The sequence below is a fragment of the Agrobacterium sp. OT33 genome (assembly GCF_017313365.1).
Classification (GTDB): Bacteria; Pseudomonadota; Alphaproteobacteria; order Rhizobiales; family Rhizobiaceae; genus Agrobacterium; species Agrobacterium rhizogenes_A.
In genome coordinates, this window is the sequence record NZ_JAFLMZ010000008.1 from 259,777 (window position 1) to 273,514 (window position 13,738).

General features: G+C 55.4%; 11 protein-coding genes. 5 read left to right on the forward strand and 6 right to left on the reverse strand.

Annotation, left to right across the window (positions count from 1 at the left end; all coding sequences use genetic code 11):
• The first annotated feature begins 88 nt into the window (after positions 1-88).
• Both JZX88_RS19765 and JZX88_RS19770 read left to right on the forward strand, forming a co-directional pair.
• A complete protein-coding gene (locus tag JZX88_RS19765; RefSeq protein ID WP_174064156.1) occupies positions 89-799 on the forward strand; it encodes an amino acid ABC transporter ATP-binding protein in 711 nt (236 codons plus the stop codon).
• Positions 800-817: 18 nt separating this feature from the next.
• Positions 818-1,438 (forward strand): thioredoxin domain-containing protein, encoded by a 621-nt coding sequence (locus tag JZX88_RS19770; protein ID WP_206914530.1) that lies wholly within the window; start codon positions 818-820, stop codon positions 1,436-1,438.
• Between the two features lie 1,038 nt (positions 1,439-2,476).
• Here the strand turns inward: JZX88_RS19770 and JZX88_RS19775 are convergent.
• From JZX88_RS19775 to JZX88_RS19790, 4 genes are all read right to left on the reverse strand, one after another.
• Complete coding sequence (locus JZX88_RS19775; protein WP_206914531.1) at positions 2,477-2,761, reverse strand: DUF1778 domain-containing protein; 285 nt, start codon at positions 2,759-2,761, stop codon at positions 2,477-2,479.
• A gap of 155 nt (positions 2,762-2,916) precedes the next feature.
• On the reverse strand, positions 2,917-4,047 hold the full coding sequence (locus JZX88_RS19780; RefSeq protein ID WP_206914532.1) for a DUF6551 family protein: 1,131 nt from the start codon (positions 4,045-4,047) through the stop codon (positions 2,917-2,919).
• A 154-nt stretch (positions 4,048-4,201) separates the two neighbouring features.
• Positions 4,202-4,678: a hypothetical protein gene (locus JZX88_RS19785; protein ID WP_206914533.1), complete on the reverse strand. Its 477-nt coding sequence runs from the start codon at positions 4,676-4,678 to the stop codon at positions 4,202-4,204.
• Positions 4,679-4,684: 6 nt separating this feature from the next.
• On the reverse strand, positions 4,685-5,752 hold the full coding sequence (locus tag JZX88_RS19790) for a recombinase family protein (RefSeq protein ID WP_206914534.1): 1,068 nt from the start codon (positions 5,750-5,752) through the stop codon (positions 4,685-4,687).
• Between the two features lie 357 nt (positions 5,753-6,109).
• Between JZX88_RS19790 and JZX88_RS19795 the strand changes: the two genes are divergently transcribed.
• The 3 genes from JZX88_RS19795 to JZX88_RS19805 all read left to right on the forward strand — a co-directional run bounded on the left by JZX88_RS19795 (position 6,110) and on the right by JZX88_RS19805 (position 9,906).
• Complete coding sequence (locus tag JZX88_RS19795) at positions 6,110-6,643, forward strand: hypothetical protein (protein WP_007878195.1); 534 nt, start codon at positions 6,110-6,112, stop codon at positions 6,641-6,643.
• A gap of 218 nt (positions 6,644-6,861) precedes the next feature.
• Positions 6,862-8,688: a hypothetical protein gene (locus JZX88_RS19800; protein ID WP_206914535.1), complete on the forward strand. Its 1,827-nt coding sequence runs from the start codon at positions 6,862-6,864 to the stop codon at positions 8,686-8,688.
• A gap of 39 nt (positions 8,689-8,727) precedes the next feature.
• On the forward strand, positions 8,728-9,906 hold the full coding sequence (locus JZX88_RS19805; RefSeq protein WP_206914536.1) for a hypothetical protein: 1,179 nt from the start codon (positions 8,728-8,730) through the stop codon (positions 9,904-9,906).
• Between the two features lie 51 nt (positions 9,907-9,957).
• Here JZX88_RS19805 and JZX88_RS19810 read toward each other — a convergent pair whose 3' ends face one another.
• Both JZX88_RS19810 and JZX88_RS19815 read right to left on the reverse strand, forming a co-directional pair.
• Positions 9,958-11,643, reverse strand: coding sequence for a hypothetical protein (locus tag JZX88_RS19810; protein WP_206914537.1), 1,686 nt, complete (start codon positions 11,641-11,643; stop codon positions 9,958-9,960).
• A gap of 348 nt (positions 11,644-11,991) precedes the next feature.
• The gene (locus JZX88_RS19815) at positions 11,992-13,554 is read right to left on the reverse strand and encodes a restriction endonuclease (RefSeq protein ID WP_206914538.1); all 1,563 of its coding nucleotides are present in this window, start codon (positions 13,552-13,554) and stop codon (positions 11,992-11,994) included.
• Positions 13,555-13,738 lie beyond the last annotated feature (184 nt).

The window sequence follows — 13,738 nt, forward strand, 5'->3', positions numbered from 1 at the left end:
AATATGGATGATCAATACAACCACGCAACGCGCGCTTTTGCCCGACGACCGGGTCGGATTTGCAGGTATTGCCGTCGAAATCACGTCCATGAACAAGTGGTATGGCGACTTCCATGTCCTGCGCGATATCGATCTGACGGTGCGGCGGGGAGAACGGATCGTCATCTGCGGACCGTCCGGCTCTGGAAAATCGACCATGATCCGCTGCATCAACAGGCTCGAGGAGCACCAGTCCGGCAAAATCGCCGTTGATGGCATCGAACTCTCCAGCGACCTGAAGAAAATCGAAGAAGTCCGTCGTGAAGTCGGCATGGTATTCCAGCACTTCAATCTCTTTCCGCACCTGACCATCCTTCAAAACTGCATTCTTGCCCCTGTCTGGGTCCGCAAGTTGCCGGAAAAAGAAGCCCGCGAGCTTGCCATGCACTTTCTGGAGAAGGTCAGGATACCGGATCAGGCGCACAAATATCCTGGCCAATTATCAGGCGGCCAGCAGCAGCGCGTGGCGATCGCGCGATCATTGTGCATGAAGCCGAAAATCATGCTCTTCGATGAGCCCACCTCCGCACTTGATCCGGAGATGATAAAGGAGGTACTCGATACGATGATCGCGCTTGCCGAAGACGGTATGACCATGCTTTGCGTGACCCACGAGATGGGATTTGCGCAGGCTGTGGCCGACCGGGTGATCTTCATGGACCAGGGTCAGATCGTCGAGCAAAACGAACCGAAGGCCTTCTTCAGCGCTCCGCAATCCGAACGCTCGCGGGCATTCCTCGGTCAGATATTGGGACATTGAATTTTTGACGGGCTGAAAATGATGACACCGCTATTCAAACCGATCCACCGCGCCGCGATACTGCTCGGTATCGTGCTCATTCTACCCATTGCCGCCGGCGCGACCGATCTCCTGCAGCCGCTCGGCCGCGCGGACCGCCCGGTGGGCTCCGCGACCGCTCCGGTCACGGTGATCGAATACTCATCTCCCACCTGTTCTCACTGTGCGACATACAGAAACGAGACGGCGCCGAAGATCGAGGAGGAATTTGTTGAAAGCGGGCAGATTAGAATTCTGTTCCGGCCTTTGGTTCGCAATAATGTGGACCTTGTTATCTTCATGCTGGCAGAGACGCAGCCGCAACCAAAGCCCGTTCTCGACAGGTTCTACGCCCGTCAGGACGACATCGCGAACTCCGGTAATCTGGAACAGACGTTACGCGAAATCGCAGCCTCTGTGGGAATCGATCGCGACGCTTTTAACGGGGCGGTGGCGGACCAGTCTGTATTAAACAACCTCAAGGCGCTTACCAATCAGGCGCAGAACGACTTCAAGGTGGAGGGCACACCGACATTCTTCATCAACGGCAAGAAAATTACCGGCGCCCCAAGCCTTGAAGCAATGCGGCGCGAGATCGCCGCGGCTCTGGAAAGAAAATAGCTTCTGTTGCCGACTGGCGCGCAAGCCTGACAGCACAAGTCGCACGACGAAGAAGCCGCGCCGCATGAGTTCCTCGTACATCGTATCACTCGCCAGGCACTGCGGGACCATGTGAGGTATCCGGAGACGGCGGGAATAGATGGCTTTAAACGCAATAAAACCCTCCGCATTCTTCGCTCCAAGTTCAACCTCGGATATCCCTTGCTGGCGGCAGACATCGCTGCCCGCTCTCCTGCCCCTTCAAATCGCGATGATTGTGCATTCGTGAACCGCACGCCTTGCTCCGTCAGTCTCCTCACCTCGACGGGCGCTACCGAAATTTGGAGGAGCGGCGCAATCGATGACTATACCTGGTGGGGATGGAGCGTTCGCCAGCGATAGAATCCGCTGATGCTATCACGGCAAAACGGAAGCCATGGGTATCAATTCCGCCGACATGGATCTGGCGACGGAACTCATCTTCGCGAGCTTCAGCGATCACCAAAGCCCCGGCTTCTTTCCAAGGAAAGCCAAGAGCCTCGTTCGATGGTCTGACGCGCCGCGTCACGCTTAAACTCATCGCTGAAATTCGATCTGCTCATGATGCTTCTTCTTGCCTCAAAATTAGGAAAGAAAGCATCTACAAATCTAGGGGCTATTCAAATTGACCTTTCCATCAAGGATTTCATGACTCGCCATACCCGCCCCCTGTTCATTTTCTGGTTTCGATATGAGAACAAGGAATCACGCACTCAAGGGCGCGTCAAATCACCCCCGGGGTTTTGTGCTAGGTTTGTGCTAGGGGTAGAAACGACTTCGGCCTCCCGTTGGGAGGCCGACAAAGTCTTGATATTCCGGTAAACTTTGGTTGCGGGGGCGAGCTTTCATCTTTACTTGCGCTCCAAGCAAGTAAAGATGGCTGCAGGTTTAAATCGCGCAATTTCAGATTATTTAACAATGGCCTCCAGGGATATCATCATCCCGCAAGGCGAACTTTTTGCAACATGGGCATAGCGACCTCGCCTTCAAACCAGGGGGCGAGCAACCAGTGAAGTCCAATCACTTATCGGCAGTCTGTCCTCGTTCCCAAGGCGCTGGCCGATTTATCAGTTCGACCATTTCCGGAACCGGGGCAGCCGGTTCAGACAAGCCCAAGCAAAAATCCAAAAACCCTTCGGGGGTCATGACAATCAAGCGCCCATTTATCACGTCGGCTGCTAATCTTAAAATGGAGGTATGCGCAAATTCCACCGGCGACTGACCGCATTGGTCGGCTGCACGCTTAACCACTGCGGCGTCCGCTTCCGAGAGCCGTATCGTTATAATGTCTTTTGACTCTTCCACACGATGTACCCGATTGCGATTATGACGTTCGCCCTTCTACAGCACGACAGAAAGGCCTGACTACCATTCTGATTTCTAGAAAGCACAATCACCTGAATACCTGAAGTGCAGTCTGCCGCGCTCCCCATTGAGCGCGGCAGATGATTATCAAACGGTCATGCATCTGCCCTGTTCAATGCTTTGAGGATGGCTTTTGACAATGCGAACGCACGGGCATCACCTCCCTTTTGATCCCGGACCATCTCGCCTAGTTCCGCCATGGGGAACCGCCTCAGTGTTGGTACGAATTCGTCGGGATCAAAGCCCTCGGGGGGATTGGCATAGATACGCACGAGCGCACCGAAGATCGAAGCACCGTGTGTAAGTGTTTCACCGTTATATGCTTCAGCCATGCAGGTCAGAGCAGCCGAAACGACTGCGTCACCATGTCTGCGAAGCGCGGTGGCAATCGAAGACGTAAAAGTGACATCTCCTGGCTTCCATGCAGTTGACGAAGTGCTTCGGGCGATAGCCAATCCTGCCTCAGACACCAGCCGTCGAATATCCAGAGCATCCTCATCACCGGCAGCAAGGGCCGCGTGGAAGTCATCCATACGGTTCATCGCCTTACGCGCCCTGTTCGCAACAATGAACATGCGTGCCTCGCCTTCTGGACTGCCATAGGTGAAAAGGCAGCAAGGCAACTGCAGCAAATCTCCCCGGCGCACGGCTGCAGCCCAACGATGCTGTCCGTCGATGATTACCCTTGAACCGTCAGGCCGCCGCGATACCACCAGAGGCGCACAAAGCCGCCAATCGAAGTTTGCGGCGATGCTCGCGATAAGGCGGCGCGATCCGTTGTTGTCGATAGATCGCTGATAAGAGCTGTCGACCGTCAGTTCGGTAACATGCACCCACTCGATACTTGGCATGGTGTCACGCGGCGTACCAAAGGCTATCTTCCGTTCGCTTCCGCGCTTCCCCCCAGAACCGGTTTTACTTTTCGTGCCAAACTGAGCGGATTTCCCTGGGCCGATAGCCGTGATTTCCGGAACGACTTCGGCAGTGAAACCCGCCAGAAGTTCAGGAACTTCCTCCGGTTCACGGCACCACAACTTGCCACCATGTTCGATAACAACATGGCCAGCGTGAACGCGAGTTGTGCCGAGAGGTGTCGGGATCAGGAAAGATCCGTTGGGTGACTTGTCTTCCGTTATTCGATCGCAAACCCAAGGCGGCATCGCAGAACCGTCGTTAAGCCATGTACGAATGCCCCCGGCCAGCGGTATTGATTGCTGTTGCGTCATGATCGTTCTCCTGAAATGTCGCGGCCCTATGCGCACGACGCCGCAGGCTATGGGCGGTATGTTTCACTAACGAGAACGAACGAGCAGCTGGGAAAATTGAAATAGATGCTGGAAACAATTGAGTTGCGAAACAAAAGTTGGCGGACAGCTATTATTATTTCATGGTTTTATTCAATGGCTGCCACGCCGGCGAGAACCTGGAAGTGCTGCGAGCCGTTCCGGTAATGACGTTGATCGTTCCGACCATTCGCTTGAACTGCAGAACGTCGTAGTCGGTGTCACTTGCTTGCAATCTGGCAATCAAAGTTTGCAGCTCGTTCCACTTCCGTCCTGCTTCCCGTTTTGCAGGCACCAACATCCTTGCGCTGAGCTGTAATCTCGCTCGCAGGCTTTGAGCCTGGTCTTCAAGTTGCTGGAAGCGCGTCTTCAAGGCTGGCGTATATAGCCCATCCTCGATGGCGGATATGAGACCTTGAAGCCGCCGATCTATCTTCTCAAGCTGGAACCGATCCTTTTGCATCTGGCGGCTCTGTTCATCGGCGTTCACCTGCTCGTCGTTGGTCAACGCGTCCGCGTGATGGGTGATCAACATGGCAGCCTCGGCAAGAATATCTCTGACCGCTGCCTCCATTACTCTTCACTGGACCGTCTTGCCATTGCCACAGTTTTTTCGCCGGTAATGCTCCGCACAGCCGTAACGATCCCTCCCGACGTTACAGAACTCGCCACTACATTGCGCACAGGTCAGGAGACGATAGAGGTTCGAGGGAGCTGGTCTGAGACCAAGAACCCGAGCCTCTCTCGATTTCCGGACACCGTCACGAACACCCCCATGACGTCGTTCCGCCTCCTGTTGCCGGTCCTTGACTGCCTGCCATAAGACTTCGTCGATAATCCGCAGATGGGGAACATCCTTTATGACCCATTCCGTCTCCGGATTTAGGCGTACCTGACGCTTTCCAGTGATTGGATCCTTGATGAAACGCTGGCGATTCCAGACGAGCTCCCCGCGATAAAGGGCATTGTTGAGGATACCGGTACCCCTCGCCCGGTGCCCACGAATGGTGGTGGCGCCCCAGGAATGCCCGCCCGGCCCCTGAATAGTCTCCCGGTTCAGCGCCGTCGCAATGGCATTGGGCGTCTCTCCCCTGGCAAAAGCTGCAAAGATGCGACGGATGATAATCGCCTGCCGCTCGTTTATGCAGCGGCCTCCGGCACCGTCTTCACCATCACTGGATACGTCATAGCCGTAGGCGAGACCTCCGCCTGAACGGCCTTTCTCGATCCGTCCGCGTTGGCCTCGTCTGGTCTTCTCGGCCAGATCCCTGAGGAACAGCGCATTCATCGTGCCCTTAAGGCCGATATGCATCTCGTCGGTTAGTCCTTCGGCCACCGTATGCAGCGCAATTCCCCGAAATTGAAGCGCCTTGTATATATGAGCCATGTCCTCCTGATCACGAGAAATTCGGTCGAGTGCCTCGGCACACAAGGTGTCGAACCGCCCTGCCCGCGCATCATCCAGCAATCGGGTAATTCCCTCCCGGCCGCGGATACTGGCGCCCGAGATGGCATCGTCGCGATAGTACCCGGCGACCTTCCAACCCTGACGTTCTGCGAACTGGCGGCAAAGGTTGAATTGATCGTCAATCGACTGCGGACTCTGAAGATCGGAGGAGTATCGGGCATAGAGGGCAACGTTCGGCATTGGCATTCCTGGCATTTCAAAAGGGGAACGCCCCTTGCCAGCAACCAAGGCGAGAGAGAAGCTGCGAGTCATATTATCCAGAGGAAAGCAGGAAGAAGATGCACTAACTGCACCACGCGAAAGGGGCCGATGCCTCAACGTCCACGCTCTGACACCGCCAATCGACCATCCGCAGCCTATGAAATAAATACTGCTCTTGAACCATATCGAACCGTCGTCTCCTGCCAGCTCATGGGAATTCACTGAAAATTCCGTGCCTTGATCTTCAGCGTAATGTGATCATCATTGACGGGTTCTGTTCTTCCCTGAGATACTGCAGGTGCTAGGCGACCTTGAATTGCGTTTGGAGTAGAGAACATGTCAGTTGCCCAGCAATGGCTGAAGGCCAACGCCCACGGATACTCTGATCTCACGCTACCAGAAGTAGCGGCAATCAATGAGTTTTGCCTGCTATGGAGCTTCTTCGAGGAATGGGTCCTCGAAAACAACGCCAGCGTGGGCGAGATTAAAGCGAAAGTCGCCGAGGCGGCAACCATATCGATCTTGGAATTGCAACCGTTCAACGGCGCGCTCGAATACTTCAAGGCCCGCTACTTCGCGGATGGCAAGGCGACCCATTACTTCGATGGCCTGCGTTTTCAAGGCAAGAATAGCGGCCGTATCGACGTCGAGAACGTATTGTGCGGAACGGACGCAGGAAACGCTGAAGCACTTGCTGCCCTCCTGATCATTATCTATCGCTTGCGCAACAATCTCCTGCATGGCGAGAAATGGAGCTATCGCGTGAAGGACCAGCTTGGCAACTTCACCAATGCCAATATTGTCCTGATGGGCGCGATGGACCTGTTTCGCTCGCGAGGATTGTGCAATCCTGAAGGAACAAAGAAATGAAGGCCAACGTGTTACCGGTTGCCAAGCCTTCGCCTGTAGTTCCGCGAGTATTCCTATGAGAACGATGGCCAAATATGATTGCAGATAGGAGTAATGACGCCCAAAGCATATCCATAGAACTCGACATGCTTCGAGCAGTGATCGCGCGCCTCGTCCCTGAACGTGGGGGTCCAACGCCACGTCGACCTATCGAAATCGATGAGGATCAAGGACCGAGCGTGGACGAGGTTATTGCGGCAACGGCTGCATTAGCAAATTCGGCGGCCGATCCTCACGTGGATGCCACGGTCGTCATGAAATTGCTCGATCTTATCGAGGCATTCTGCCGAAATGGAATGCATATCGACACTATCCGCACCCGGGTAACGGCCCATGTCGAGCGACGTTGGCCATATTTCGTCGAGTCGCTTGTCGATTGGGCGTTAGAGAGTTATCAATCCTCATCTGTTTTCAGCGCGTTTCCCAAACTCCGGTCCGAAGCTGCCCTTTTCAACCGGCTCGCGGCTTCCATTGCGACGCGACAACACTACGCATTTCAACTCGAGAGAGTCCTAGACGAACTCGCACCAAACGCGATTTCGGTGGCACGAGCACTAGTTGCGGCACTTGTCGAACGCGGTAACCGCGACAGGGACGACCTCGCTCTGGCAACATCTTTGTTCTGTGCGCTTGGTCGCGGTATGGGTTGGACCGCTTGGGTTTCGTTACAAGCGATCCTGCATGTGCGGCCGGACTATGCTGGTCCACATGCGACGTTTGAGCGAGAGGGCGATCGTTCGAAATACTCTCAGGAGACTATCCACCATCGCCTAGAGATGGCGCAGGCAATCGAGGCGATGGCCAAAGTGCGCGATGTAGCCAGTTTATTGCTTGAACTTTTTGGTCAAGGCGTAGGATGGCACGACCGCGGTCTGCTTAATCGTCCAGCAGAAACCCGAGCCGCATTCGTCGACAATCTGCGGGCGGCGATTGGGCACAATCCGCAACTGCGGCAGGCGGTCATCGAGGCGTTACTATGGTCCGCGGACGGTCGAGCAGCCGATCTTGCCCAGTTTGCCGCTGTCGCTCTTGCCCAGCCCGAAGATCGCTCCGCTCTTCTCGAACTCGAACGACATCCTGTCCGCGTCGTCCAGCACGCGACCCGTGCGGTAAGAGCGGCAAAATTTGGCGAGCAACTTGGGACGGGAGCCCTTCCGGCCGGCGGGAGTCTCCTGCAAGCTCTGGTCACGCTTGACAGCGGCGTCGCATCTGCCGCCGAGCCTGCGCGCACCTGGCTCGGCGACCGCGCGGTGGAACGTCTGATTGAGCAGACGATCGCACGCGTGGAGGCAAAATATGCTGAGGAATATGCAAACCACGGCGACGAGGGTGAGGATCGACTACTTTCCTCGCTATTCCGAGAGCTTGCACTCCGCTTCTCCGATCTTGATCAGGCACTTGAGGCTTTGGCTCGCGCTGCCGCCGCACCGCATCGCGCCTCGGTTACCATGGAGTACCGCAACGTTGATCGTGCCGAAGAAGGTGCAAAAGGCATCAGGAAGGTGAAAAGCTTCTCAGCAGATTTGTGCCTGATCGTGGACCCGATGATCGATGGCACGTCACTCGGACGGCGCGTGACGCTTGTTCAAGCCAAACGCCTCTACCGAAACAAGAAGGCCCGTAAGCAGCCGGCTTGGTCTGACTCGTTCAAGATTGACCGCGACCAGCGGGTTCACCTGCAAGAGCAGACGCCCGCAAGCGTGTATTTCTTCCATGGGCCACCGGCTGGCGGTCGCGGTGTTCCGGTGATCCCCACCCATTTGGTTGCCGATCTGTCCGAACACAGAGGATCGGGGACAACACTCTCTCGAGATGTGGTTGCCGTAGCCTCCCGCTCACTTGCAGATTGGCTTACCTACGACGCGCTCGCACTCCGCGTTGGCGATCCCTATGCGGAGCTTGTCAAACGAGCGAGAGGGGCGCCTGGTTCGCTGCCTCGCCCGCTGCTCGACGTGCCAACGGTTGAGGTCCAAGTCGCATTGAGGCCACGCAGCGAGCTACACTAACATGAGAGATCATCTACATTTCAAGAAGTGAGATTATGGATGTCTACGCGATACGGTAACTGGAACGATATTCTCGTTCTGCCAGAAGAGTTGATTGCATTTGCATGGTCGGCCCCAATGCGCGATCTCGCCGGAAAGCTTGATATTTCGGATGTTGGGCTGCGGAAGCAGCTGGCCAACTATGGTGTTCCTGTGCCACCACAAGGCTACTGGAACAAAGTGCATGCCGGAAAACCGCTCCCCCCTCGCCCAAGTCCCCGTCCCAGGCGCCCTGGCGAAATGGGACGTGTGAAGGTGGACTCCCGCTATGCTAAGGTTGTCTCCATTGCCCAAGCTATGGCGTCTGCGGGTCCATTTGCCTCGGCTACCGTTCCTGAAAATCTGGATGACCTCTTAGCCCAAGAAGTGAAGGCTATCGGCCGCGTTGTGGCGCCGAAAACCATTGGCGTTCCCCACAGAGGAATCGCACATATTCTGAGGCAGGAAGCCCGCAGACAAGAAAAGTTTTCGAAAAGCAACTGGGACTGGGATCGGCCAATATTTGATTCACCGCTCTCGAAACGGTGCCTTCGGATATTGAATGGTCTGTTTCTCGCGCTCAGCAAGCGTGGTCATGATGGTGACGCACAAGAAAATAACCAGGAACTCCATGCCCGAGCAATCATCGGGGACACCTATCTTGGTCTGAATCTGGCTATCGTCGGGAAGTACAAGAAAATACGCCGAAATGGGTATGAAAGACCGTCCCCTGATCTGCCGGCGTCGACAACCTTAGCGCTAAGCCTCGCCCCAGATTTTGATGGCCGAGTTTCGAAAAGCTGGCAGGATGATGACGAAGGTCGACTTGAGGACAAGATCCCAATCATCGCGGCGGAACTCATCGTGGCGGGAGAAGCAAAATTTAGAGAAAGCCTGAAAGAAGCTGAACAGAAGGCAGAACTGGCTCGTCAGGAAAAAGAGAGGCAGCGGCAAGAGCAGCTCCAAAAGTTGAACCAGCAACGACTAGATAATCTAAAGATATCCGGCGACCTGCTGCGTCGAGCACAAGATATCCGCGCCCTCGTCGAGAGTGTGCGTGTGGCAATCACGAAAGGCTCCGCTGAGATTGGCGAGGCAAGGCTGGCAGCTTGGGAGCAATGGGCTCTCGGAGAAGCGGACAAAATTGATCCGGTCAGGTCCGGGCAATTCCTATGTCACCTAGACGAGCCGTCCTTGTAGATGGCGGTCGTGTTCTACAACACGAACTGGATCAGCAGCGCGCCACCCGTCTTAATTCACAACAACCGACTCGATCCTCACACCGTCTAGTTCGAAACGCTGAACTTCCCGACGTCCGCGCGGAGGGCGGGTCTTTCGTCCGCTTTTCCAAAGCTCCAGTAGCGGGTCTTTGCCTGGGCTCAAGCTGTGGCAGCGCTTGAGAAGATCAAACCAAGAAAACCACGCTGCGCGACTGTCTTGAGGTTCACCGCCCGAAAACTTTGCGCCATTGCGGGTGAGCACGAAGAGGCACATCGCCTTCGCGCTCGCAGCCATATCTTTCGGTAAACCGAGTTGCAGGGCGCGTTCGTCGCCGCCAAGTCCCGCGCAATAGTTGGAAACGACCTCAATCCAAGCATTGCCTTCCTTGACCAGGTTGCTCTGGCGGCTTGCCCGTTCGGTCAATGAGTTCTCGAACGAATCCTGCCATTTTATCTGAAAAACAGCCAGAGTTCCTGTCTGCCGATCAAAGATCGCTGCGTCAATATCGGTCAAGACACGCCCTCCCTCCCGCAAGCGACGCGGCTTTGAAGGCATAAAGAAGCGAGGTTCCGGAAAAAGCGCCCGCAGATCGTCACGGAACACCGCCTCCCGCAGATTGACGGCTCTGTCCCAGTCGGAGCGAAACATCCTCTGAAGTTTGCGATTCACCCATGGGAAGGGATTATTGAGGCCGCCGAATACCGGTTTGTGCCAGCATTGGTCGCCTCCCCTGATTAGCAATGCTTGCGGACAATCGGGGATCAATTTCAGGTGGGTGGAATCGGACGGTGAGATGCCCAGCACTTCAAGCATGATATCTGCCTCGTCGTCTTTCAAGTTAAGCAATCCGCCCCATTGCTCCCTCAGTTCGTGATCAAACGCAAAGATTGTAAGGATATCCCTAGCTGCGGGCGGATTATGTCGCACCAGAAGCGTATCGACAAATGCGGTATGTTTCAGACAACGCGCCATTCCTGTCACGATCGCAGTGCGATATTGGCCGAATGAAAGGGGGCCAATCCTGCAATCATCGGGCAGGCTGTCGTTGCCCGGCAGGCCGCGAGCGCGGAGCTCGGCGTAAGTTTCGAAATATTCCTCGAGTTCCCTAGACGAGGAGTACCGGATGCCGAAGGTGGCGTCCCTCTGCACGCGAGCTTCCAGTTCCCTAGTGACCCATTCTCCTTGATCCGCCTCTAATGCGTTCAGAAATGGACGGTCCGCTTTCTTGATGTGTTGAGTAAACCAGATGATGGCATTGCGATCGATAGCTTCAAAATCAGCTGCTGTGATCACAAAACGTATGGCCCCACTTTTACTAAGTTCGAGCCTGGCCAAGCCATATCGCAGAAAATCGACCAATCGTTTTAGGTGAGAAACGAGACCTGAACGATAAAGCAAAGAACTCGCCCACCGCGACCGGTCGTTACTTGTAGGTGCCCAAGCCGCACCTGGACCGACCATTCCGCCAGGGAGAAATAGCGAAAGCGCCCGATTGGCACCCAGCCAGCAGATGTCGAGGTAGCCCGGGAGATCAGACACTCTATGGTTCGGCGCGAAAGCTCTCAAATAGCCAATGGAATCAATAGCTCGGATGACGTCCAGCAGAACCGGCCGTTCAGTCCCAGCAATTTGCTCCATAAGAGCCATTTCGCTTGCTTCGATTTTGGCAAGCAATGCGGACAGCTTCTGTTCCGCAATTAACCTCGAATTATCCATTCGACTCCAAGCGCGCGGGTGCACGAATTTTATAGATGACGGCCTTTGGCTCTCTCACCAATCTGCCCAAATCAAAACACGGCATCCTATGCAGATCAACCTGTCGGTACGATTGCAGCGAACTCGCCAGCAGTGATCAAAATTCCGCAGTTTCATGCGGTGATAGGCTTTGGAATGTCTGTGACGAATTATCCTTAAAGAAAACGGGCATACCAGCTGTAGCGGGAACCGCAAAAGCCGTTCGCCTCCCACAAGACCGGTTAAGAGGGTTGCCGCAAGAGGTTTAACATAGTGCCGGCAAAAAGCCGGAAACCGGGACCGACAGCCCCCGACGCGTGGGCCTGCCTTCTATGAACCGGGGAAGAACTTCTGTCTGACGCGGCGATTACGCCCCAGCGCCCGTTCAAGTTCCAAGACTGACAGGTGGTACTGCTCGACCCGGCGCTTCCCGCAGATCGCGTCGAGCTTGTCGTAGAGTGTGGCGTCCATCTGGGCTGATGTGATCACGCCGAATCCCTGAGCGCCGTACTGCTCAAGCATGTCGCCGACATCCGTGAGTCGCGTGGATCCAAGGGATGAACCGTTGGTGACAAGCTTGCACTGAAAAATCCACTTCCTCGGCTCCACCCAAGGGCCTACTGTAGCCTCGTGCACGACAATGTCGCGGCCACCATCCCTTGACCGCGATTTACCAAGCTTCCGGATTGTGTCGGAATTAAACTTCGGGTTGTCGAAGATGAGCTGGTAGGAAAGCTCTTCAAAGGCCTCGTCGTCCAAGCTCTTCCAATCACAATAAAAAGACGGCGCGGCGCCGGTAGCGGTGGAGAGCTCCTCTGTCACCTGGGCCGAAGCCTCGCGAAGCGCCTTTGCCGTCTGCAACTGCGCCGGCCGGATGTCGTAGAGAAAGTGGAGGAAGTGGCCATCATTGACGAAAACAAGTGTGCCAGTCTGGTGTAGATAACAGCCTTCTGCTAGCGCTGGAACGCCCTCTACAGCGTCCGAAGTCGAGATGCCTATGGGCGCGGTTGTTGTAGCCGCCGGTGAACGAAGTGCTCTAAATGGGTCTGACGACCAGCGTTCGACATACTCGTCGTCCTGAGTCACGAGCCCTGCGCAGACCTGAGATTTGAAATAGCAATCTGATGGAAAGCGGATCAGGAGGCCCTCATGATGCACGAACGCCTCGCCGTCAATGATTAGGAAACCGGCAGGCAGGAAGTCGTTCAGACGATATTTCTGATCCGTCGCCAGAAAGAATTGGTCAGGGCCTACCGCGAGAGGGACAAGCCACCCAGCCCGCGAAGCATAGCAGTTTCCGCCTATTGCACCGCTGAAGCCGCTGCGATGCAAGCCAAGGCGACGCTCTGGGAAACGCGCCATCTGATTGCTCCATGCTTCCGGTGCTTCGGATCGCAGCTCCTCGTTCGCTACGTGGAGGTTCACGAAATACCAGTCGATGATATCCGGCGCTCGGTGAATATAGGATTCCAGGTTGTCCTCGTAGTCATGCACCTGACCGCGAAGGTTCTGTAGTTCCTCTAGCTTTGTATCGTCTGTGAAATCTTCATCGAAATCGCTGATCAAAAGCGCGCAGTCGGCGATGGCTTCGAATATCCCCGGCCCTGGCCCCGTGAGAACTGTTCGGATGCAACGGTGATCTCCGGGTGGGACTTCTGTTTTGACGAATTTCGCATATGTGGCCATGCGCTCGATGGCCCACGACGCATCGAGGAGGTCTCCGCAGATGTCGCGATAGGACTGGGTTGACCCGAACGAAGGGAGCGGGACGTAGACGACAATCCGGTCGTAGGCATTTGCATCAAGCGTCCGAATATTCATTTCGAATTCTTCGCCGAAATCGACCTCAAGCGTTCTGGCACTGTCCTCGGCACCGATCTCCATCTTGTTCATCCTTATTTCTGTACGAGCCGGGCTGACGCACTAGCGCTATCAACTATGCCTGATCCTCCGAACCTAAGCGATCGCGCTTCGGCAATGATCTTCTCTCCGTGCATCGCCTACTTGCGGCCGGGTGGTTTTCCACTCGCAGCCAATTTTCCCAGGCTGAAGGAACGCGACCGCTGCCACGGCTGGA